The sequence below is a fragment of the Rhodococcus shunpengi genome (assembly GCF_048381395.1).
GTDB lineage: Bacteria > Actinomycetota > Actinomycetes > Mycobacteriales > Mycobacteriaceae > Rhodococcus.
Genome location: NZ_JBLWIU010000008.1, coordinates 597,452 through 616,104, shown reverse-complemented (window position 1 = coordinate 616,104; position 18,653 = coordinate 597,452). Strand labels below are relative to the sequence as shown.

19 protein-coding genes are annotated in these 18,653 nt (G+C 68.7%); 13 read left to right on the top strand and 6 right to left on the bottom strand.

From position 1 onward, the window contains the following. Positions 1-41: 41 nt before the first annotated feature. The 5 genes from ACNJ7K_RS03620 to ACNJ7K_RS03600 all read left to right on the top strand — a co-directional run bounded on the left by ACNJ7K_RS03620 (position 42) and on the right by ACNJ7K_RS03600 (position 5,205). Positions 42-470, top strand: coding sequence for a DoxX family protein (locus ACNJ7K_RS03620; protein ID WP_060652141.1), 429 nt, complete (start codon positions 42-44; stop codon positions 468-470). 141 nt (positions 471-611) lie between these two features. Then, positions 612-2,291 (top strand): sulfatase family protein, encoded by a 1,680-nt coding sequence (locus ACNJ7K_RS03615; protein ID WP_487041210.1) that lies wholly within the window; start codon positions 612-614, stop codon positions 2,289-2,291. Positions 2,292-2,682: 391 nt separating this feature from the next. Further along, positions 2,683-3,810 carry a resuscitation-promoting factor gene (locus tag ACNJ7K_RS03610; protein ID WP_159419015.1) on the top strand — a complete coding sequence of 376 codons (1,128 nt, stop codon included), beginning with the start codon at positions 2,683-2,685 and terminating at the stop codon, positions 3,808-3,810. 53 nt (positions 3,811-3,863) lie between these two features. Then, positions 3,864-4,772, top strand: a complete 909-nt coding sequence (gene rsmA / locus ACNJ7K_RS03605; protein WP_120281691.1) for a 16S rRNA (adenine(1518)-N(6)/adenine(1519)-N(6))-dimethyltransferase RsmA — start codon at positions 3,864-3,866, stop codon at positions 4,770-4,772. A gap of 226 nt (positions 4,773-4,998) precedes the next feature. After that, positions 4,999-5,205, top strand: a complete 207-nt coding sequence (locus tag ACNJ7K_RS03600; protein WP_006553820.1) for a cold-shock protein — start codon at positions 4,999-5,001, stop codon at positions 5,203-5,205. Between the two features lie 63 nt (positions 5,206-5,268). On the opposite strand, the gene ACNJ7K_RS03595 is transcribed toward ACNJ7K_RS03600, so the two are convergent. Continuing rightward, positions 5,269-5,535: a hypothetical protein gene (locus tag ACNJ7K_RS03595; RefSeq protein ID WP_120281692.1), complete on the bottom strand. Its 267-nt coding sequence runs from the start codon at positions 5,533-5,535 to the stop codon at positions 5,269-5,271. Between the two features lie 90 nt (positions 5,536-5,625). Here ACNJ7K_RS03595 and ACNJ7K_RS03590 point away from each other — a divergent pair, with 90 nt between their 5' ends. The 3 genes from ACNJ7K_RS03590 to ACNJ7K_RS03580 all read left to right on the top strand — a co-directional run bounded on the left by ACNJ7K_RS03590 (position 5,626) and on the right by ACNJ7K_RS03580 (position 8,910). After that, entirely contained in the window at positions 5,626-6,561 is a 936-nt protein-coding gene (locus tag ACNJ7K_RS03590; RefSeq protein WP_026061828.1) for a 4-(cytidine 5'-diphospho)-2-C-methyl-D-erythritol kinase, read from the top strand. 44 nt (positions 6,562-6,605) lie between these two features. Next, positions 6,606-8,399 (top strand): ABC-F family ATP-binding cassette domain-containing protein, encoded by a 1,794-nt coding sequence (locus ACNJ7K_RS03585; protein WP_487041209.1) that lies wholly within the window; start codon positions 6,606-6,608, stop codon positions 8,397-8,399. A 73-nt stretch (positions 8,400-8,472) separates the two neighbouring features. Beyond that, positions 8,473-8,910 carry a DUF6069 family protein gene (locus ACNJ7K_RS03580; protein WP_487041208.1) on the top strand — a complete coding sequence of 146 codons (438 nt, stop codon included), beginning with the start codon at positions 8,473-8,475 and terminating at the stop codon, positions 8,908-8,910. 74 nt (positions 8,911-8,984) lie between these two features. Here the strand turns inward: ACNJ7K_RS03580 and ACNJ7K_RS03575 are convergent, their stop codons facing one another. Genes ACNJ7K_RS03575 through ACNJ7K_RS03565 form a run of 3 tightly spaced genes read right to left on the bottom strand, consistent with a single transcriptional unit; the run spans position 8,985 to position 12,447 of the window. Continuing rightward, on the bottom strand, positions 8,985-10,139 hold the full coding sequence (locus tag ACNJ7K_RS03575; RefSeq protein WP_268655270.1) for an acyl-CoA dehydrogenase family protein: 1,155 nt from the start codon (positions 10,137-10,139) through the stop codon (positions 8,985-8,987). A gap of 2 nt (positions 10,140-10,141) precedes the next feature. Further along, complete coding sequence (locus ACNJ7K_RS03570) at positions 10,142-10,936, bottom strand: enoyl-CoA hydratase/isomerase family protein (RefSeq protein ID WP_268655271.1); 795 nt, start codon at positions 10,934-10,936, stop codon at positions 10,142-10,144. After that, positions 10,933-12,447, bottom strand: a complete 1,515-nt coding sequence (locus ACNJ7K_RS03565) for an acetyl-CoA acetyltransferase (RefSeq protein ID WP_268655272.1) — start codon at positions 12,445-12,447, stop codon at positions 10,933-10,935. The genes ACNJ7K_RS03570 and ACNJ7K_RS03565 overlap by 4 nt, the downstream gene beginning before the upstream one ends. Before the next feature lie 98 nt (positions 12,448-12,545). On the opposite strand from ACNJ7K_RS03565, the gene ACNJ7K_RS03560 reads away from it, so the two are divergent. The 5 genes from ACNJ7K_RS03560 to ACNJ7K_RS03540 all read left to right on the top strand — a co-directional run bounded on the left by ACNJ7K_RS03560 (position 12,546) and on the right by ACNJ7K_RS03540 (position 16,033). Beyond that, positions 12,546-13,154, top strand: a complete 609-nt coding sequence (locus tag ACNJ7K_RS03560; protein ID WP_159419012.1) for a TetR/AcrR family transcriptional regulator — start codon at positions 12,546-12,548, stop codon at positions 13,152-13,154. A 134-nt stretch (positions 13,155-13,288) separates the two neighbouring features. Then, entirely contained in the window at positions 13,289-13,771 is a 483-nt protein-coding gene (locus tag ACNJ7K_RS03555) for a nuclear transport factor 2 family protein (RefSeq protein ID WP_060652153.1), read from the top strand. 14 nt (positions 13,772-13,785) lie between these two features. Beyond that, a complete protein-coding gene (locus tag ACNJ7K_RS03550; protein WP_487041245.1) occupies positions 13,786-14,247 on the top strand; it encodes a VOC family protein in 462 nt (153 codons plus the stop codon). A gap of 24 nt (positions 14,248-14,271) precedes the next feature. Continuing rightward, the gene (locus ACNJ7K_RS03545; protein ID WP_487041207.1) at positions 14,272-14,943 is read left to right on the top strand and encodes a pyridoxine/pyridoxamine 5'-phosphate oxidase; all 672 of its coding nucleotides are present in this window, start codon (positions 14,272-14,274) and stop codon (positions 14,941-14,943) included. A 49-nt stretch (positions 14,944-14,992) separates the two neighbouring features. Then, complete coding sequence (locus tag ACNJ7K_RS03540; RefSeq protein ID WP_487041206.1) at positions 14,993-16,033, top strand: enoyl-CoA hydratase/isomerase family protein; 1,041 nt, start codon at positions 14,993-14,995, stop codon at positions 16,031-16,033. Positions 16,034-16,050: 17 nt separating this feature from the next. Here ACNJ7K_RS03540 and ACNJ7K_RS03535 read toward each other — a convergent pair whose 3' ends face one another. Further along, on the bottom strand, positions 16,051-16,701 hold the full coding sequence (locus ACNJ7K_RS03535; RefSeq protein ID WP_268655275.1) for a hypothetical protein: 651 nt from the start codon (positions 16,699-16,701) through the stop codon (positions 16,051-16,053). Positions 16,702-16,796: 95 nt separating this feature from the next. Beyond that, positions 16,797-18,506 carry a peptide chain release factor 3 gene (locus ACNJ7K_RS03530; RefSeq protein ID WP_487041205.1) on the bottom strand — a complete coding sequence of 570 codons (1,710 nt, stop codon included), beginning with the start codon at positions 18,504-18,506 and terminating at the stop codon, positions 16,797-16,799. Positions 18,507-18,653 lie beyond the last annotated feature (147 nt).

Sequence of the window (18,653 nt, the reverse complement as noted above, 5' to 3'; positions counted from 1 at the left end):
ACTAAGTGGGGCTCTCCGGCCTCCTACCCGAAAGGCTCGACATGAAGACCCCTCTCGTCCGCGACATCGGCATCCTCATCGCCCGACTCGTACTCGGCGTCATCTTCCTCGCGCACGGACTGCAGAAGTTCAACTCGTGGGGATACGAAGGCACCAAGGCCGGCTTCGAAGGAATGGGCGTGCCCGCCCCGGCGATCTCGGCGTTCGTCGCCACCTGGATCGAGATCCTCGGCGGTCTCGCGCTCATCCTCGGTGTGCTCGTCCCCGTCTTCGGCGTCCTGCTGTTCCTGCTCATGCTCGGCGCGTTCTTCATCGTGCACGTGGAGAACGGAATCTACGTCGGCGACGGCGGTTTCGAGCTCGTGGCCGCGCTCGGCGCAGGGGCTCTCCTGCTCGCCGCGGTCGGTGCGGGAGCGTTCAGCGTCGACCGATTCCTCGCGCGGAAGGTTCCGCTCCTGCGCACAGCCTGACCTGCGGTTCCGAGGTGCTGTGGACGATTTCTCCCGATCGTCCGCAGCGCCTTTTCCGTCCGATGACGCGCGCTTTTCGCATATGTCTTGTTATTCTCCTGCACGACATATGCGTTCACGGATCTCTCCGACAGGATCGATATGACCGTGCAGCAAGCTGTTCCGCGTCGCGACACCACGTGGAATGTCAATCGACGGACCTTCCTCGTGGGCGCGGGCGCGCTCCTCGCTGCCGGCCTCGTGGGCGCCGGTACATCTGCGGCACAGCCTCGGACACCGCAGCGCCCCAACATCCTCATCATCATGACCGACCAGGAGCGTCAGCCGATGCACTGGCCGGCCGACTGGGCGCGCAACAATCTGCCCAATCGGCAGCGGCTCGCCGATACGGGGCTGACCTTCACGCGGTCGTTCTGCAACGCCGCGATGTGCTCGCCCAGTCGCAGCACGTTCTTCACCGGGCTCTATCCCGCCCAGCACGGGGTGGTGAGCACCCTCACCGAGGGCGGCACGCTCTCGCCCACCGAGCCCGTGCTGCCGGTGGACGGCCAGAACATGGCGAAGATGCTGCTCTCCGCCGGATACGACGTCCATTACCGCGGCAAATGGCACATGAGCAAGGGCGCCGACGGCGGCGACCCGTCGCCCGAGGACATCGCGCGGTACGGCTTCGCGGGGTGGGAGCCCCCGGAGGCGGGGCAGGACACCGCACCCGAGAACTTCGGGGGTGGCTGCGCCGACCGCGACGGCAAGATCGCCTCCGACGCTGCCGAGTTCCTGCGGTCGCGCAGCGCCTCCGACGACCGGCCGTTCGCGCTCATCGTGTCGTTCGCCAATCCCCACGACATCCTCTCGTACCCGAAGACCTGGGATCAGGTCGACGGCGACTGCAACAATTACGGTGCCTTCGCACCCGAGGCCTTCGAGCAGGGAATCGACCTGCCGCCCACCATCGACGAGGACCTGCTCCGCAACTTCAAGCCCACCGCCCAGGCCGAACTACTCCTGCTGCTCGCAGGTGCGCTCGGTCCGCTGGTCGGTCCCGAAGCCGCACGGCAGTACGTCAACCTGTACGCCTACATGCACAAGGTCGTCGACCAGCACATCGGGGCGGTTCTCGATGCGCTGGAATCGGTTTCGGGCATGCGCGAACGCACCGTCGTCTTCCGGGTGGCCGACCACGGCGAGATGGGGCTCTCCCACGGCGGACTCCGTCAGAAGGCCTTCAACGCCTACGAGGAGACGCTCAATGTTCCTCTCGTGGTGAGCAATCCGGTGATGTTCCCGAGGCCGGTCTCCACCGACGCGCTCGCGTCGCTGATCGACGTCATGCCCACCCTCGCGACGATGGCCGCCGTGCCCGACCGTTCGGCGTGGACGTTCAAGGGCGTCGACCTCACGCCCGTCATCGAGGGCGCGTCGTCCGGTGGCACGCCGCCACAGGTGCAGGACACCGTCCTGTTCACCTTCGACGACGAGAACGCCGCCGCGGCCAACGGGCAGACGACGGTGAAGCAGCCCAACCACATTCGCGCCGTCCGGCAGGACAGGTGGAAGTACGCGATGTACTTCGATCCGTCGGGACGCGCGCTGCCGCAGTTCGAACTCTACGACCTGCACGACGATCCGCTCGAGACGCGCAACCGCGCGAACCCGCTCGACCTCGCGAACTTCGACCCGGTGCAGGTCGCGACCATGCACGCCGTCCTGATGGACGTGATGGCCCGCACGGGCACCACCCCGGCCGTGCCGATTCCGCAGTTCCCCGTACCGAGCGGATCCGCCGATCTCCCGATTCCCAGCGGGTCGGCCGGACGCTGACGAAGCCGATCACCGGCAACCGCGACCATCGGTAGGCGGTCCGGAAACCTCCGCGGCCGCGACGCCGGCCGATCCATCCGAGCCTGTGGGCATCGGCACTTCGAACGCCCCCGCATAGGGCAGAGCACAGATGCGCGGGATCCTCGGTGACCTCACGGAGTTCATGTTCTTGGTGCCCGAATCGAGAGGAATTCCTCTTTCCGAGTATCGATAGAAAATGGTGATTTCGGACAATCGCACATGATCGAGGTAATACCGATCCGATATCTGTGATGTGCGTCGTGATCCGACAGAAATCATTATCTGTGCAGGTAGAGGCGATGAAGTTGCGATAACAATGCCGTCTCGTTACCGTGCTGTGATCACAGTTGTCGTCCGTCTGGAAATAATCGTGTCACCTTTCACCAAGATCAATCGCGTCAAGTCGCCGGTGTTCTACTCGGTGGTCGCCGCCGTCTTCGTCACCCTCGGTGCCGGTGGCGCCACTGCTGTGGTTCAGCACAAGGACGTCGTCCTCGACGTCGACGGTGAGCAGCGTGCCTTCGGCACGATGAACTCCAACGTCGGCGACATCCTGGCCGCCGCCGGCTACACCGTCGACGAGAACGACGTCGTGGCCCCGGCCGTGGACTCGTCCGTCTCCGACGGCGACACCATCGTCCTGCGACAGGCCCGCGAACTGCACCTCACCGTCGACGGTGAGGAGCGCTCGGTGTGGACCACCGCGCTGACCGTCGACGAGGCACTCGACCAGTTCCGCCTCTCCGACGACGCCTACGTCTCTGCTTCGCGTTCGCACCGCCTTCCGCTCGACGGCGCCGATCTCGAGGTCGTCAACCCCAAGACGGTGCGTTTCGCCGACAACGGGGCGCCCGCCGCCGAGGTGCGCGTCGCAGTGCCGACGGTCGCGGAGTTCCTGGAGTCCCAGGGCACGAAGCTCGAGCAGGCCGACAGCGTCACTCCTGCCCTCGACGCGCAGCTCGAGGAGGGTATGGAGGTCGTGGTCACCCGCGACCGGACCGAATCGCGGACCGAGAACCTGCCGATCGCGCCGCCGGAGAACCGCGTGGACGATCCGAACATGCTCGAGGGGGAGACCGCCGTGAGCGACCCGGGTGCTCCGGGCGAGCGGTCGGTGACCTTCGACGTCCACACCGTCAACGGTGTCGAGGTCGGACGCACCGAGACCGCTTCGAAGGTCCTCGCCGAGCCGCGGCCCGTCGTGGTCCGCGTCGGCACCAAGCCGAAGCCTGCCGTACCGGCCTCGGGTCGCGCCTCCACCTGGGACGCTCTCGCGCAGTGCGAGGCGACCGGCAACTGGGCGATCAACACCGGCAACGGCTTCTACGGTGGCCTGCAGTTCACGCAGCAGACGTGGGCCGGCTTCGGCGGCACCCAGTACGCGCCGCGTGCCGATCTCGCGACCCGCGAGCAGCAGATCGCGGTCGCGGAGAAGGTCCAGGCGACCCAGGGCTGGGGTGCGTGGCCGTCCTGCACCAGCAAGCTCGGTCTGCGCTGACCGGCACGGGTGCGCACGGTGTGACCTGCTCCCGAGTGCGCTAGGTTCACCACGTGTCAGCAGACGATCCCGAAACCACTCCGAGGGCCACCCCGGCTTCTCCGCGCGGGCTCGCCGCGCTGCTCGGACCCGCCGAGGTCCGCGCACTCGCGGAGGAGTTCGGGGTGCGCCCGACGAAGCAGCTCGGCCAGAATTTCGTGCACGACGCGAACACGGTGCGCCGCATCGTCAACGTCGCCGGGGTCGGCCCCGAGGACGTCGTGCTCGAGGTCGGGCCCGGGCTGGGTTCGCTCACCCTCGCCCTGCTCGACGTCGTCGATCGTGTGGTCGCCGTCGAGCTCGATCCCGTTCTCGCGCAGCGTATTCCCACGACCGTGCAGGAGCGTGCCCCGCAGCTCGCCGACCGCTTCGACGTCGTGCACATGGACGCGATGAAGGTGCTGCCGAAGGACCTTCCCGTCACGCCCACCGCGCTCGTCGCCAACCTGCCCTACAACGTCGCGGTGCCGGTGCTGCTGCACCTGTTCTCCGAGTTCCCCACTCTGCGAACCGCTCTCGTGATGGTGCAGGCCGAGGTCGCCGATCGGCTCGCAGCCGAACCGGGCGGCAAGATCTACGGCGTGCCCAGTGTGAAGGCGCGGTTCTTCGGCGACGTCCGCAGGGCCGGCGCCGTCGGGCGTGCGGTCTTCTGGCCCGTTCCCCAGGTGGAATCGGGCCTCGTGCGCGTCGACCGCTACACCGAGCCGCCGTGGCCCACCGACGCGCAGACGCGCGCCCGGGTCTTCGCCGTCGTCGACGCGGCCTTCGCTCAACGGCGAAAGACGTTGCGCGCAGCGCTGAGTGGATGGGCGGGCTCGCCAACGGAGGCCGAGAGGCGCCTGCTGGCCGCCGGTATCGAGCCGTCGACCCGCGGGGAGAAGCTCGACGCCGCCGCCTTCGTGAGGCTTGCAAGCGTGCAGTGATCCCGGTCACTCCTCCTGGCGGCGGGCTGCGATGTGTGGTTAAGTTGTCCTCGGTCGTTAGGTAGTGTGTTCGTGGTTTACCCCTCGCACATTTCTGGTTGCGAGCGGAGGCGATAGCCACGATGGAATCGTTTCAGCCGTGTAGTGACAGACCCGGGAGCCGAAACCGACTCCCGACGAGACAGAACGTCTACATCCGTTCTGCCTGCAAGTGAAGGACAGCAACATGGCTGAAGGTACTGTGAAGTGGTTCAACGGCGAAAAGGGCTTCGGCTTCATCGCTCCCTCGGACGGCTCCGCTGACGTCTTCGTGCACTTCTCCGAGATCCAGGGCCGCGGCTTCCGCACCCTCGAGGAGAACCAGCGCGTGAGCTTCGAGATCGGCCAGGGCCAGAAGGGCCCGCAGGCCACCGGCGTGAACGTCATCGGCTGATACCGATAACTCTCCGAATCCGGGCCGGCACCTCAGGGTGCCGGCCCGGATTCGTTCGTCCGGTCAGCCGATCATCGCTCCGTAACCGGTGATGCCCACGCCGGACGAGCCGGTCGACGACCCCGCGGAGTCGGCCGAACCGGTGGCCACGCCGGCCGAGCCGGTGGGCGGGTTGACGCAGTCCACGAGATTCAGCGAGCGCAGGACCAGGTCGCCGAGCGAGCAGACGCGCGGCGGGGCCGGTTCGGCCGAGGCGACGCCGGCGGTTCCCAGCGTGGCCGCCGCGGCGACGACGCAGACGGCGACCGCATTGCGTACGGATCGAGTCACATTTCCTCCAGTGTGTTCACGAGTCGCCCGATCGTAGAGCGCGGCCGCGGCGGTCGGGAAGCATCCGTATCCCGAGTAAGCTCTGTACTCGTGCTTTCCGTCGTGCCGACCCCCGTGACAGTGCGGGTCCCGTCCAAGGTCAACCTGCATCTCGCGGTGGGCGACCTCCGTCCCGACGGCTACCACGACCTGCACACCGTCTTCCAGGCCCTGTCCCTGTACGACGAGGTGTCGGTGGTCCCCGCCGACACCCTGAGCGTGACGGTGCGCGGTACGGGCGCCGAGGTGGTGCCCACCGATTCGACGAACCTGGCGTGGCGCGCCGCCGAGATGATGGCGGAACGAGCCGCGCGCACCCCCGACGTGGCGATCACGATCGACAAGGGCATCCCCGTCGCCGGCGGAATGGCCGGTGGCAGTGCCGACGCGGCCGCGACGCTGGTCGCGCTCGACGCGCTGTGGGGAATCGGGGCACCCCGGGAGGACCTCGCGGATCTCGCCGCCCGGCTCGGCAGCGACGTGCCGTTCTGCCTCCACGGCGGCACGGCGATCGGAACCGGACGGGGTGAGCGCCTCGTCCCTGTCCTCACCCGCGGCACCTTCCACTGGGTGCTGGCCCTCGCGAAGGGCGGCCTGTCCACACCGGTCGTCTTCCGCGAACTCGACCGGCTGCGCGCCGAGGGAGAACCTCAGCGTGTCGGCAGCGCCGATGCCGTGCTCTCCGCGCTCGGCTCCGGCGACGCCCACCAGCTCGCGCCGCTGCTCGGCAACGACCTGCAGGCCGCGGCCCTGTCTCTCGACCCCATGCTGCGGCGCACGCTCCGGGCGGGTGTCGAGGCCGGCGCCCTGGCGGGCATCGTCTCCGGTTCGGGCCCCACGTGTGCGTTCCTCGTCGAGGACCAGCACGCCGCGGTCACCGTGAGCGCCGAACTCGCCGGCGCCGGTGTGTGCCGTACGGTGCGGGTCGCCTCAGGTCCGGTGCCGGGCGCCCGTGTCGTCGGCGACGCCGATCCCGCACACCCCTGATCCTTGTAGTACATCCCCGCAATTCTCGGAAGGCGTTGCTCCACGTGGCGAATCTGATCAACCTCGAACAGGTCTCGAAGTCGTTCGGCATCAAGCCGTTGCTCGACTCGGTGTCCCTCGGCGTGAACGAGGGGGAGCGGATCGGTGTCGTCGGCCTCAACGGCGGTGGCAAGACGACGATGCTCGAGGTGCTCGCCGGCATCGAGGAGCCCGATTCGGGCCGGGTGAGCCGCGTGAACGGTCTGCGCATGGCGGTCGTGACCCAGCGCGGCGGCCTGCCGGAGGGCTCGACCGTCGGCGAGGTGGTCCTCGGGCCGCTCGGGGTGGCCGAGCACGAGTGGGCGGGCGATGCGCGCATCCGCTCGGTGCTCACCGGCATCGGCATCGACAATCTCGGTCTCGACGCGGTCGTCGACGGTCTGTCCGGTGGCGAACGTCGCCGGGTCGCCCTCGCCGCGGCCCTCGTGCAGGATCTCGACCTGCTCGTCCTCGACGAGCCCACCAACCATCTCGACGTCGAGGGCGTGCAGTGGCTCGCCGAGCACTTGCTGTCGCGGCGCAGCGCGCTCGTCGTCGTCACCCACGACCGCTGGTTCCTCGACACCGTCGCGACCCGCACCTGGGAGGTCGTGAACGGTCGGGTCGAGAGCTACGAGGGCGGCTACAACGACTGGATCTTCGCGCGCGCCGAGCGTGCCCGCCAGGCCGACGCGATGGAGGAACGCCGTCGCAATCTCGCGCGCAAGGAACTCGCGTGGCTGCGTCGCGGTGCCCCGGCCCGCACGTCCAAGCCGAAGTACCGCATCGAAGCCGCCGAAGCGCTGATCGCGAACGTGCCGCCGCCGCGCGACTCGGTGGCGCTGGCGTCGTTCGCGAAGCGTCGCCTGGGCCGCGTCGTCATCGAACTCGAGGACGCGACCCTCACCACCCCGGACGGTCGCGAGTTGGTCCGCGACCTCACCTGGCGTCTCGGCCCGGGCGAGCGGATCGGTCTCGTAGGCGTCAACGGCTCGGGCAAGACGACCCTGCTGCGCACGCTCGCGGGCGAACTCGAACCGGCGCAGGGACGTCGCATCCAGGGCCAGACCGTCGAGATCGGCTGGCTGCGGCAGGAACTCGACGACCTGCCCACCGACATGCGGGTGCTCGAGGCCGTCAAGGATGTGGCCGAGCGGATCACGTTGGGCGACAAAGAGATCTCCGCCGGTCAGCTCGCCGAACGTCTGGGCTTCACCCCGGCCCGGCAGCGCACCCCGGTCGGCGACCTGTCCGGTGGTGAGCGTCGTCGCCTGCAGCTCACGCGCGTGCTCATGGCCGAACCGAACGTGCTGCTCCTCGACGAGCCCACCAACGACCTCGACATCGACACCCTCCAGCAGCTCGAGGACCTGCTCGACGGCTGGGCCGGAACCCTCGTGGTCATCAGCCACGACCGGTATCTCGTCGAACGCATCTGTGATTCGACGTGGGCCCTGTTCGGCGACGGCCGGCTCACGAACCTTCCCGGCGGCATCGAGGAGTACCTGCGCCGGCGCGCGGCCATGGGTGACGGCGACGTGCCGTCGGTGGCGTCGACCGTCTCGAAGACCGGTGACGCCGTGGAGCAGCCGAAGAAGCGCGACGGTGCCGCCGAACGCGCCGCGCGCAAGGAACTGTCGCGCCTCGAGCGTCTCGTCGCGAAGCTGACCGAGAAGGAGGAGAAGCTGCACCACGACCTCGCGGAGGCTGCGACCGATCCCGATCGGCTGCAGAAACTCGACGTGCAGTTGCGTGAGGTGGTCGCGGAGAAGGAAGCGGCCGAGGAGCAGTGGATGGAGCTCGCCGAAGATCTCGACTGAATCCTCTTGACCTCGAGTCGGCTCGAGGTCGCAGGATGGGCGTCGTCAGAAGGAACGCCCATCAGGAGGATTCATGTCCGTCACCGAAACATCCGGCACCTCTACGTATCTCCCCCAGTCCCGGCTCGCGCGTTCCGCGGTCGTGGTTGCCGCGTCCGTCGTGACGGCGCTGGTGGTCAACCTCGTGCTGTGGGCCGTCGGCCTCGTCGCGGGTGGCTCGTTCGAACACACCGACGCCGGTGAGGTGATGAGCGCGGCGCCGGGCGGCGTTGTGCTCATGTCCGTCGTCCCGCTCACCGTCGGTCTCGCCGTCGCGGCCCTGCTCACCCTGTGGTGGAACGGTTTCGCGCGGATCGCGCAGGTCGTCGGGGTGCTGCTGCCGCTGGCGACGATCCAGGGCACGATCTCCGCGGACTTCGACACGCCGAGCACCGTCGCTCTGACTCTGATGCACGTCGTGATCGCCGTGGTGGTCGTCGTCGCGCTGGAGATGCTCCGTGCGCGTGACTGAAGCAAGTTGGGGGAGGAAATGTGCACTTCTGCAAGGAAAGTCGCACATTTCCTCCCCCGAGTTCGGGTGGAGACCTACAGGCCGAGCAGCTTGCTGATGATCTCGTTCATGATCTCGTTGGTGCCGCCGCCGATGCCGAGGACACGGGCGTCGCGGAAGTGACGCTCGACCTCGCTCTCACGCATCAGGCCGATACCACCGGCGAGCTGAACCGCCTCCATGACGGCGTGGTCGCACACCTTGACGGCGTTGTTCTTCGCCATCGAGGTCTCGAGCAGCATGCCCTCGCCGTTGACCCACCGCTCGGCGACCGAACGGCAGAACGTCTTCGCGGCGGTGATCTCGGTGGCGAGCTCGGCGAGGCGGTGACGCACGACCTGGCGCTTGGACAGCGGACGGCCCATCGTCTCGCGGGATTTCACCCACTCGACGGTCAGGTCGAAGCACCGCTGCGCGGTGGCGACGGCCTGGAAGGCCAGCGACAGGCGCTCACCCTGGAACTGCTGCGCGATCTGACCGAACGCCGAGTTCTCGGCACCGATGAGGTTCGAGACCGGCACGCGCACGTCGTCGTAGAACAGCTCGGCGGTGTCCGAGCACAGCCAGCCCATCTTGTCGAGTTTGGGGGAGACCGTGAAACCCGGTGTGTCCGTAGGGACGACGACGAGGGAGATGCCACCGGCGCCGGCATCGCCCGTGCGCACCGCGGTGGTGACGAAGTCGGCGCGCGTACCCGAGGTGATGTAGAGCTTCGCGCCGTTGATGACGTACTCGTCGCCGTCACGACGCGCGGTCGTGCGGATGTTCGCGACATCGGAGCCGCCGCTGGGCTCGGAGATCGCGAGCGAACCTATCGCGCGACCCTCGAGCGCGGGACGTGCGAACCGCTCGATCAGGTCGGTGTTGCCCGACGAGACGATGTGCGGGGTGGCGATGCCGTGGCTGAACAGCGCCGAGATCAGGCCCGACGAACCGCCGGCGAGGATGATCTCCTCGAGGATCGCGAGCATGTCGAGGGCGGTGCCGCCCGACCCGCCGTGCTCCTCGGCGACCGAGGCGCCGAGCAGGCCCGCGTCGGCGGCCTTGCGGTGCAGTTCGCGCGGGATCTCGCCGGCACGTTCCCACTCGTCGAGGTGGGGGACGATCTCCTTGCGGGTGAAGTCGGCGGCAAGCCGACGAAGTGCCTTCTGTTCGTCGGTGTCCCAGCGGATCACTTCGGTGGTGGTCATGCCTACTCGCCCTTCCAGACGGGTTCGCGCTTCTGCATGAAGGCCATGACGCCTTCGAGGGTGTCGGCGCTGGTGGTGAGACGTGCGAGGGCCTTGTCGGTGAGTTCCCAGGGCAGGTCCTCGGCGGGGATGTTGCCGTCGATGATGCCGCGGGCGACGGTCTTGCTGGCCTGCACCGCGAGCGGGGCGCCCTTCGCGACGTCGGCGGCGAGAGCGAGCGCGGTGTCGAGGACGTCGGCCTGCGGGACGACCCGGTTGACGAGGCCCCAGCGCAGGGCGTCGGCGGAGGACATCGGCTTGCCCGTCAGGACGAGTTCCATCGCGACGGCGCGGGGGACGGCCTGGCCGATGCGGAAGACGCCGCCGGCGCCGGCGATCAGGCCGCGGTGCACCTCGGGCAGACCGAATTCGGCGGTCTCGGAGGCGACGACGAGATCGCCGGCGAGGGCGAGTTCGGTGCCACCACCGAGCGCGGTGCCGTTGACCGCGGCGATGACGGGCTTGGAGATGTGATGCTTGACGACACCGGCGAAGCCCCAGTGGGCGGTCTCGGGAGGGGTGACCCCGTCCGGTCCCTTGGTGCCGAGGGCCTTGAGGTCGGCGCCGCCGCAGAAGACGGCGTCGCCGGCGCCGGTGAGCACCACGACACGCACGTCGCGGTCCTCTTCGGCGCGGTCCCAGGCCTCACCGAGTGCCTGGTGCACATCGGCATCGATGCTGTTGGCCGCCTTGGGACGGTTGATGGTGACGAGCAGGACGTGCTCGCGCTTCTCGACGAGAACGACGGGTTCGCTCACGACCGGTACTCCTCGGGGGACAGGTGCTCGATGCGGGTGACGGTGAGAGTGCCGCCGTTGTCGGTGACGTGGACGGTCTCGCCGACGATGTCTGCGCCGGCGGCGAGGACCGCGGCGCCGGTGGCGTCGGTCTGACCGGAGACGCGCAGGCCGTCGGGGGTGAGGCCGACGAGGAAGCCGATCGACGGGTTGCCGTCGCGACCGAATTCGGCCGTGGCGGTGACGATCTGGACCTCGCCGCTGTAATCGGTGGCGGCCTCGGGCGCCGACGGCTCGAGCAGCACGTGCTCCGGGTCGCCGACGTAGCCGTCGGTGTGCGGCGCGCAGCCGAGGACCACGACGTGCTGGTAGGTCAGGTAGCCACCGTTGCCGTGCACGAGGGCGAGCTCGCCGTCCTGACGCAGACGCTTGGCGACCGACACCACCGAGTGCAGGGTGTAGCTGTTGAGCGGGCCACCGAAGAAGGAATGGCCACCGGTCACCGACGGGACGGTGTCGCGGGGGAGACCGAGCTGCTCGATGAGCAGCTTCGGCACCACCGGGAAGCAGCTGTAGGCGTCGATGATGTCGAAGTCGCCGGGGCGCAGATCGGTCGCCGACAGCGTGCGGCGCAGCGCGTCGTCGAGTGCGGCCGAGCGCCCGAAATCGCCGCGGGCGAGCACATCCGAGGGCTCGGTCGCGCCGGCGCCGCCCCACACGTAGAGCAGCTGGTCGTCGGGGACACCGAGTTCGCGGGCCACGGCGAGCGAGGTGACGACGACGGCCGCGGCCTGGTCGACGAACGGCATCGCGTTGACCAGCAGTGGGTACGGATCGGTGACGAGGCGGTTCTTACCGGCGACGGTGCGGATGTCGTCGGCGGTGCGGCGCTCGGGGTTCCAGGACGCCGGGTTCTCGGCGGCGAACTGCGAGAAGGCGGCGTACAACGTCGCCGACCAGTCGAGCGACTTCTCGCGCGAGTGCCCGAGATCGTGGCTGAGCCGGTTCTCGAACAGCGGGTAGACCCGCGTGGGGACGATCATGCCGGCGCGCTGCATGGCGGGGCTGCCGAGATCCTCGTTGCTGATCGGCGCGGGGCCGCCCGGGGCGGTGGTCCATCCGAGCGTGACCGGATCCGTTCCGACCTTGTACGAGTTGGTCGCCGAGGCCTGCGCCTCGCCGCCGACGAGCAGCGCGACGGTGCTGGTGCCCGCGGCGATGTCGTGGCCGATGCGGTCGAGCAGGGCCGCCGGCCAGTGGCCGCCGATCGGCGTGGTCGACGTGTGTTCGGGCGCCGCGCCGAGACGTTCGGCGAGCAGGCCCGGCAGGTCGTCGTAGTTCCAGCTCGCGGTCTTGATCGCGTGGATGGTGTCGATCCGCGTGGCGAGATCGGCGCCGGAGTCGGCGATCGCAGCGAGGGTGGCCTCGTGGATGAGGTCGAGCGGTTCACGCGGGTCGGCGGGCGCACCGGCACGGCCGGAGCGCAGGTCGCCGACGCCGATCACGACGGGCACCCGAGTGGGGTCGGTCATGGCGTTCCTTCGGTCTGCTCGGGGAGGAGGACGCCGCCAGCTTAATACGGACTATTTCAGTCTGTAAATTGAGGAGTGGTCTGGCACACTTGCCCGATGTGACCGAAGTACCCGCCCCGCGCCGCCGCGGCCGACCCCGCGACGCCGACCTCGAGGACCGCGTGTTCGACGCCGTGCTCGAGGTGTATTCCGAGACGAGCTGGCGTGGCTTCACGCTCGACGCGGTCGGGCGACGCGCGCGGGTGGGCCGCGCCGCCCTCTACCGCCGCTGGTCGAGCAAGGACGACCTGCTGGTCCAGGCCCTCGAAGCGCGCAGCCCACTGCCCGTGCCGATCGACACCGGCGCGCTCCGATCAGATCTCGTCGAACTCGCCCGGCAGCTGTTGCGCGGTTACCGGACCACCCCCGGTCTGGTGAGCCTGCGCGTCGCGCTCGACGCCCGCGCCAATCCCGAACTGCTCGCCCGGCTGATCCACACCCTCAACCGCAGCCGCGTACTCGCGGCACGCACGATCGTGCACCGCGCCGTCGAGCGCGGCGAACTCCCCGCCGACACCTCGGCGACGTTGCTGCTCGAGATGGTCACCGGCACCGTGCTCAGTCACGCCCTGTTCGCGTTGACGACACCGGACCAGAGCGTCGACGACGACTACGCCGAACTCGTCGTCGACGCGACGATCCGCGCGTTGCGCCGTCCCGAGTCGTGACCGGTACGGTCTCCCGTGACCGAATCGCGATCGAATGCCGCCTGGTAACAGTGTGATTCCGGCCGCTTGCGCCGGTCGTCCGGGCTAGCCTGGAATGCGAATACTCGCAGGGGGGCGCCAATGGGAGGCCGACGATGGATGTGCAGGCGGTAGCGGAGATCACGCGGCTCAAATACCGTTATGCGCGAGCGCTCGACACGAAGGACTGGGACGAACTGGCGAAGACCCTCACCCCCGACGCACACGCCGTCTACGGGGAGCATCTCGTTTTCGACTCGCGCGACGCCTTCATAGGTTTCCTCGAGAACACGCTGGGAACGCGCTTGATCACGGAGCACACGTGTTCCCATCCCGAGATCGACATCGCCGACGACGGCCGCACCGCCACCGGAGTGTGGTTGCTGTCCGACACCGTGATCATCCCCGAGGACGGGATGTTGTTGCGCGGATCGGCCTACTACCACGATCGATACAGTCTCGACGACGACGGATGCTGGCGTATCAGCCGCACCGGTTACCAGCGGAACTGGGAGACGGTCACATGCATGGGCGACGCGGCCTCGGTACGGTTGACGACCAATCGATGGGCGCTGCTGCAGCAACCGAAAGCGTCCTGAGCGGAAACGACACGATGGTCCCGGAAGGCTCCGCCGATTTCCCCCGTTCGGGAGGCTCCGCCGATTTCCCCCGCTCAGGGGCGCTGCCCTACCTGACGGTGCCGCGGGCCCACGAGGCGATCGAGTGGTACACCCGGGTCTTCGGAGCCTCGCTGACCGCCGATCCGGTCGTCATGGACGACGGTCGCGTCGGGCACGCCGAACTGCGGTTCCCCAGCGGAATGGTCTATCTCGCAGACGAATTCCCCGAACTCGGACTCACCGCGCCGCAGGAGGGGGCGGTCTCGGTGAGCCTGATGCTCGAGGTGGCCGACACCGACACGGTGCTCACCCGCGCCCGTCTGGCCGGCGGTTCGGTCGAGAGGTGGATCAACGAGGCCCACGGCCATCGCAACGCCACCCTCCTCGATCCCTTCGGGCATCGCTGGATGCTCGTCGGCCCGTTGACCGGCAAGCTGCCGCCCCCTCGGGAGTGAACTCCGGCTCGGTACCATGCGGCGATGAGCGAGATCGCGCGTCGCAGTGAGTTTCCCGATGTCCGTGGCTGGATCCGGGCCCTACCCACCCTCACGGCGTCCGCGCCGCCGTTCGAACCGGCCGCGACGCCGCAGGAGACCTTCCTCCGGTGGCTCACCGAGGCGGCCGAGGCCGGCGTCGCCGAGCCGCACGCCGCGACCCTGGCGACCGTCGACCCATCCGGGACGCCCGACGCGCGCATGCTGCTGATCAAGGACGTCACCGACGACGGCTGGTGGTTCTCCGGCGACGACCGTTCCCCGAAGGGCCGCCAGCTCGACACGACACCGGCCGCCGCGCTCACCGTGTACTGGCGCGAACTCGGCCGGCAGATCCGCGTGCGCGGGCCCGTCCTGGTCGGCCCACCCGAGGTGTGTGCCCGCGACTTCCGGGAACGGTCGATCTTCGCCCGCGCGGTCGCGTCCACGGGACACCAGAGCGAGGTCCTCACCGATCCCGGCGAGTACGACGACCTCGTGCGGGAACGCCTGACCGCGCTCGAACACGATCCGGACCTCGTCTCGTCACACTGGACGGCGTGGTGCGTCGCCGCCGAGACCGTGGAGTTCTGGCAGGCGGACCCGGGCAGGCGGCACCTGCGGTATCGCTACCGGCGGGTGGGGGATCGGTGGGTCACCGAGGAACTTCATCCGTGACGTGTCGCGTGAGAAGGATCCGTCCCTTGCGACCGGTAGGCTCCCGCCCGTGAACGAGTCCTTCATCCGCACACGCGTCGCCAACGGAGTCGGCGAAGTGCAACTCGACCGTCCCGGTGCGCTCAACGCGCTCGACCGGTCGATGATCCGCGACGTCCGTTCGTCGCTTCTCGCCTGGCGCGACGACCCGGCTGTGACGGCCGTGCTCGTCACCAGCACGTCCGACCGCGCGTTCTGCGCCGGTGGCGACGTCAAGCCGGTGCGCGAGGTGGCCCTCGAGGGACGCTTCGACACCGTCCGGGAGTACTTCGCCGACGAGTACCGCCTCGACGAACTGGTCGCCACCTACCCGAAGCCCTACCTTGCGCTCCTCGACGGCGTCACGATGGGTGGTGGCCTCGGTATCTCGGTGCACGGCGCGGTGCGCGTCACCACCGAGAAGACCACGATGGCCATGCCCGAGACCGCCATCGGGTTCGTCCCCGACATCGGGTCGAGCCACTTCCTTCCGCGTCTGCGCGGCACCACCGCACGGTGCGACGCGGTGGGGATGTATCTCGCACTCACCGGTGCCCGCATCGACGCCGGCGACGCGCTGGCCGTCGGCCTGGCCACGCACTACGTGCCCAGCTCCCGCATCGACGACTTCGCCGACCGCATCCGCGCCGGCCGGTGGCGCGACGCCCTCGACGAGTTCGTCGAACCGGCCCCCGAATCCTCCCTGGCGCACCGTTTCCCCGATATCGAGACGGTGTTCGGCGACGGCACGGTGCTCGACATGGTGACCCGCCTCGACGGCCTCACCGACATCGACGCCGAGTGGGCCGAGCAGACCCGCACCGCTCTGCGGTCGGTGTCGCCGACGAGCGTGTGGGCCACGGCCGAACTCATGCGGCGCGGTGCCGAGAGCACCCTCGAGGAATGCTTCGCCCGCGAACTCGACGTCGCCGTGCGCGTCGCCGCGACGCCGGACTTCATGGAAGGTGTGCGCGCCGTGCTCGTCGACAAGACCCGCGACCCGCAGTGGTCGCCCGCGACGCTCGAGGACGTCGATCCGGCGGCGATCGCCGCACTGTTCGGCGACGGATAGCCCCGCGACCTGCTCGTCTACCGGGCGTGACGCTGCGGTACCTGCAGGTCGACGACGATGGGCTGCCCACCGAGGGTCGCGTGGATCTCGGGCTTCTCGAGCCCGCCGGCCAGCAGGTACTCGCCGAGCAGCGTGAGCAGTTCGTCGTTGTCCGCTATCGGGTCGCCGTGCGATCCGGTGCTACGCGGGTCGCCGTGCGCTCCGGTGCTGCGGGAGTCGCGGGAGGTCAGTTCGTTCTGTGCGAGTCGCGCGGCGATACGCACCGACGCCACGCCCATCGAATTGCGCCGCGACGGGACCGGACCCGGTGCGGTGATCGTGCCCAGGCTCTCGGTGGCCGTCGGGGTCGTCGTGGTGGTGGCGGGCCCGCTCGCGGAGCCGTTCGTGCCGGTGCTGCTCACCAGGGTCGTTCCTTCCTCGGAATTGCCGGCGCCCACCCCGCCGGCCGGGTCACCTTCGAGCGACGATGCGTCCCCCACGCTCGTGCGGTGTGTTCCGGGATCCGGCGTGCTCGTCAGCGGGGTACTGCTCGGAAGAGGAGTGCTCGGCAGCGGGTAGACGAAGGTGCCCGAGCGCTTCGCGCGTCCGGATCGCCTGCTCGTATCCGCCGTCCCACCGGACGACAGGTCCTCACCGGCTGCGGCCGGTACGTCGTCGTTCATCGACACAACTCCTGATTCCACCCGAATACGTCGGATCGACGAAAGGGAAAGTATCAGTAAAATCCGCTGGACGCACTACCCGTCCGGCGTCGCCGGGACGCTCAGTCGGTCGCTGCGACCAACGGTTCGAGAGTCAGCTCCGGCAGCTCCTTGAGGATGTACTGCAGCCGCCACTTGTCGCTGACGAGAGCGAGGAGCACGCCGTCCGACCGGGTGAACACCTCGACGCCGCGCTGGCGGTTCAGTTCGTCGGCCGAAGCCGCATCGGTGCGACGCGCGAGCGAGTAGCCGAGATGCTCGATCTTCGGGTCGACGTTGTACTCGGCCTTCATCCGCGCCGCGACCACCTCGAACTGCATCGGACCCACAGCGGCCATCACCGGCGACGCGTCGCCGCGGACGTCGTTGCGGAGGATCTGCACGACGCCCTCGGAGTCGAGCTGGTCCACGGCCTTGCGGAACTGCTTGTACTTCGAGGCGCTCTCGGCCCGCAGGATCGCGAAATGCTCGGGCGCGAACGACGGGATGGGCGGGAACTCCACCTTCTTGTCGACGTAGAGGGTGTGGCCCGGCGCCAGCGCGGTCGCGTTGACAAGGCCGACGACGTCGCCGGGATAGGCGTTCTCCACCGTGGAGCGTTCGCGGCCGAAGACCGTCAGCGCGTACTTGGTGGCGAAGGGCTTACCGGTCTGCGCGTGCGTGACGACCATGCCGCGCTCGAACACACCCGAGACGACACGCATGAACGCGAGCCGGTCGCGGTGGGCGGTGTCCATGCCGGCCTGCACCTTGAACACGACGGCGCTGAACGGATCGTCGACCTCGCGAGCGGTCTCGTCGATCGCGAGACGGGCCCGCGGCGGCGGTGCGAGCGTGACCAGGGTGTCGAGGATCTGCCGCACACCGAAGTTGAGCATCGCCGACGCGAAGATCACCGGCGAGGTCTGCCCGGCGAGGAACAATTCCTGATCGTGGTCCTGGCCGTTGGCCGACAGCAGTTCGGACTCCTCGGCGGCCTCGACCCAGGTGTCGCCCTCGAGGGCGAGCGCCTCGTCGGGGGACAGATGCTCCTCGGGGGCGATCTTGGCGCCGCCGGCCGTGCGGGTGAACTTGATGTACTCGGCCGCGTCTCCGTCCTCGCCGCGACGCAGCAGACCGCGGAAGTCGCCGGCGATGCCCACGGGCCAGAACAGGGGAGTCGGCATCAGGCCGATGCGCTCGTCGATCTCGTCGAGCAGTTCCAGCGGCGTCCGGCCCGGTCGGTCCCACTTGTTGATGACGGTGACCACGGGGATGCCCCGGTGGCGGCACACCTGGAACAGCTTCAGGGTTTGCGGCTCGAGACCCTTCGCCGCGTCGATGAGCATGACGGCGGCGTCGACGGCGGTGAGGACACGGTAGGTGTCCTCCGAGAAGTCGGAGTGACCGGGGGTGTCGACGAGATTGACGACGTTGACGATCTCGTCGTCGGTGCCCGCGACGTCCGAGCGGGTGTAGTTGAACTGCAGGGCCGTGGAGCTGACGGAGATGCCGCGGGCCTTCTCCATCTCCATCCAGTCGGAGACCGTCGACTTGCGGCCCGCCTTGCCGTGGACCGCGCCGGCCTCCGAGATGACCTTCGCGTGCAGGGCGAGCGCCTCGGTGAGCGTCGACTTACCGGCGTCGGGGTGGGAGATGACGGCGAAGGTGCGTCTGCGCTCGGCTTCGGCTCTGACCTCCTTCGCGGACCCGGGCTTCGCGGTGCCGGAGGACTGCGCAGGCTCCGTCGTGCCGGTGGATTGACTGTCGGCCGAAGCGTGCGGGGTGCTCAACGGGAAAACCTCTCGAAGGGGGCAGGGAGTAGGGGCGCTATCGCCGCCAACTCGTCCATGTTACTCGGCGATTCGGTGTCGATTTCCGCCAGATTCGATCACGTTTCCCCGAGGCCGCCCCATACCCACCGCTCGACGGCGCACGCT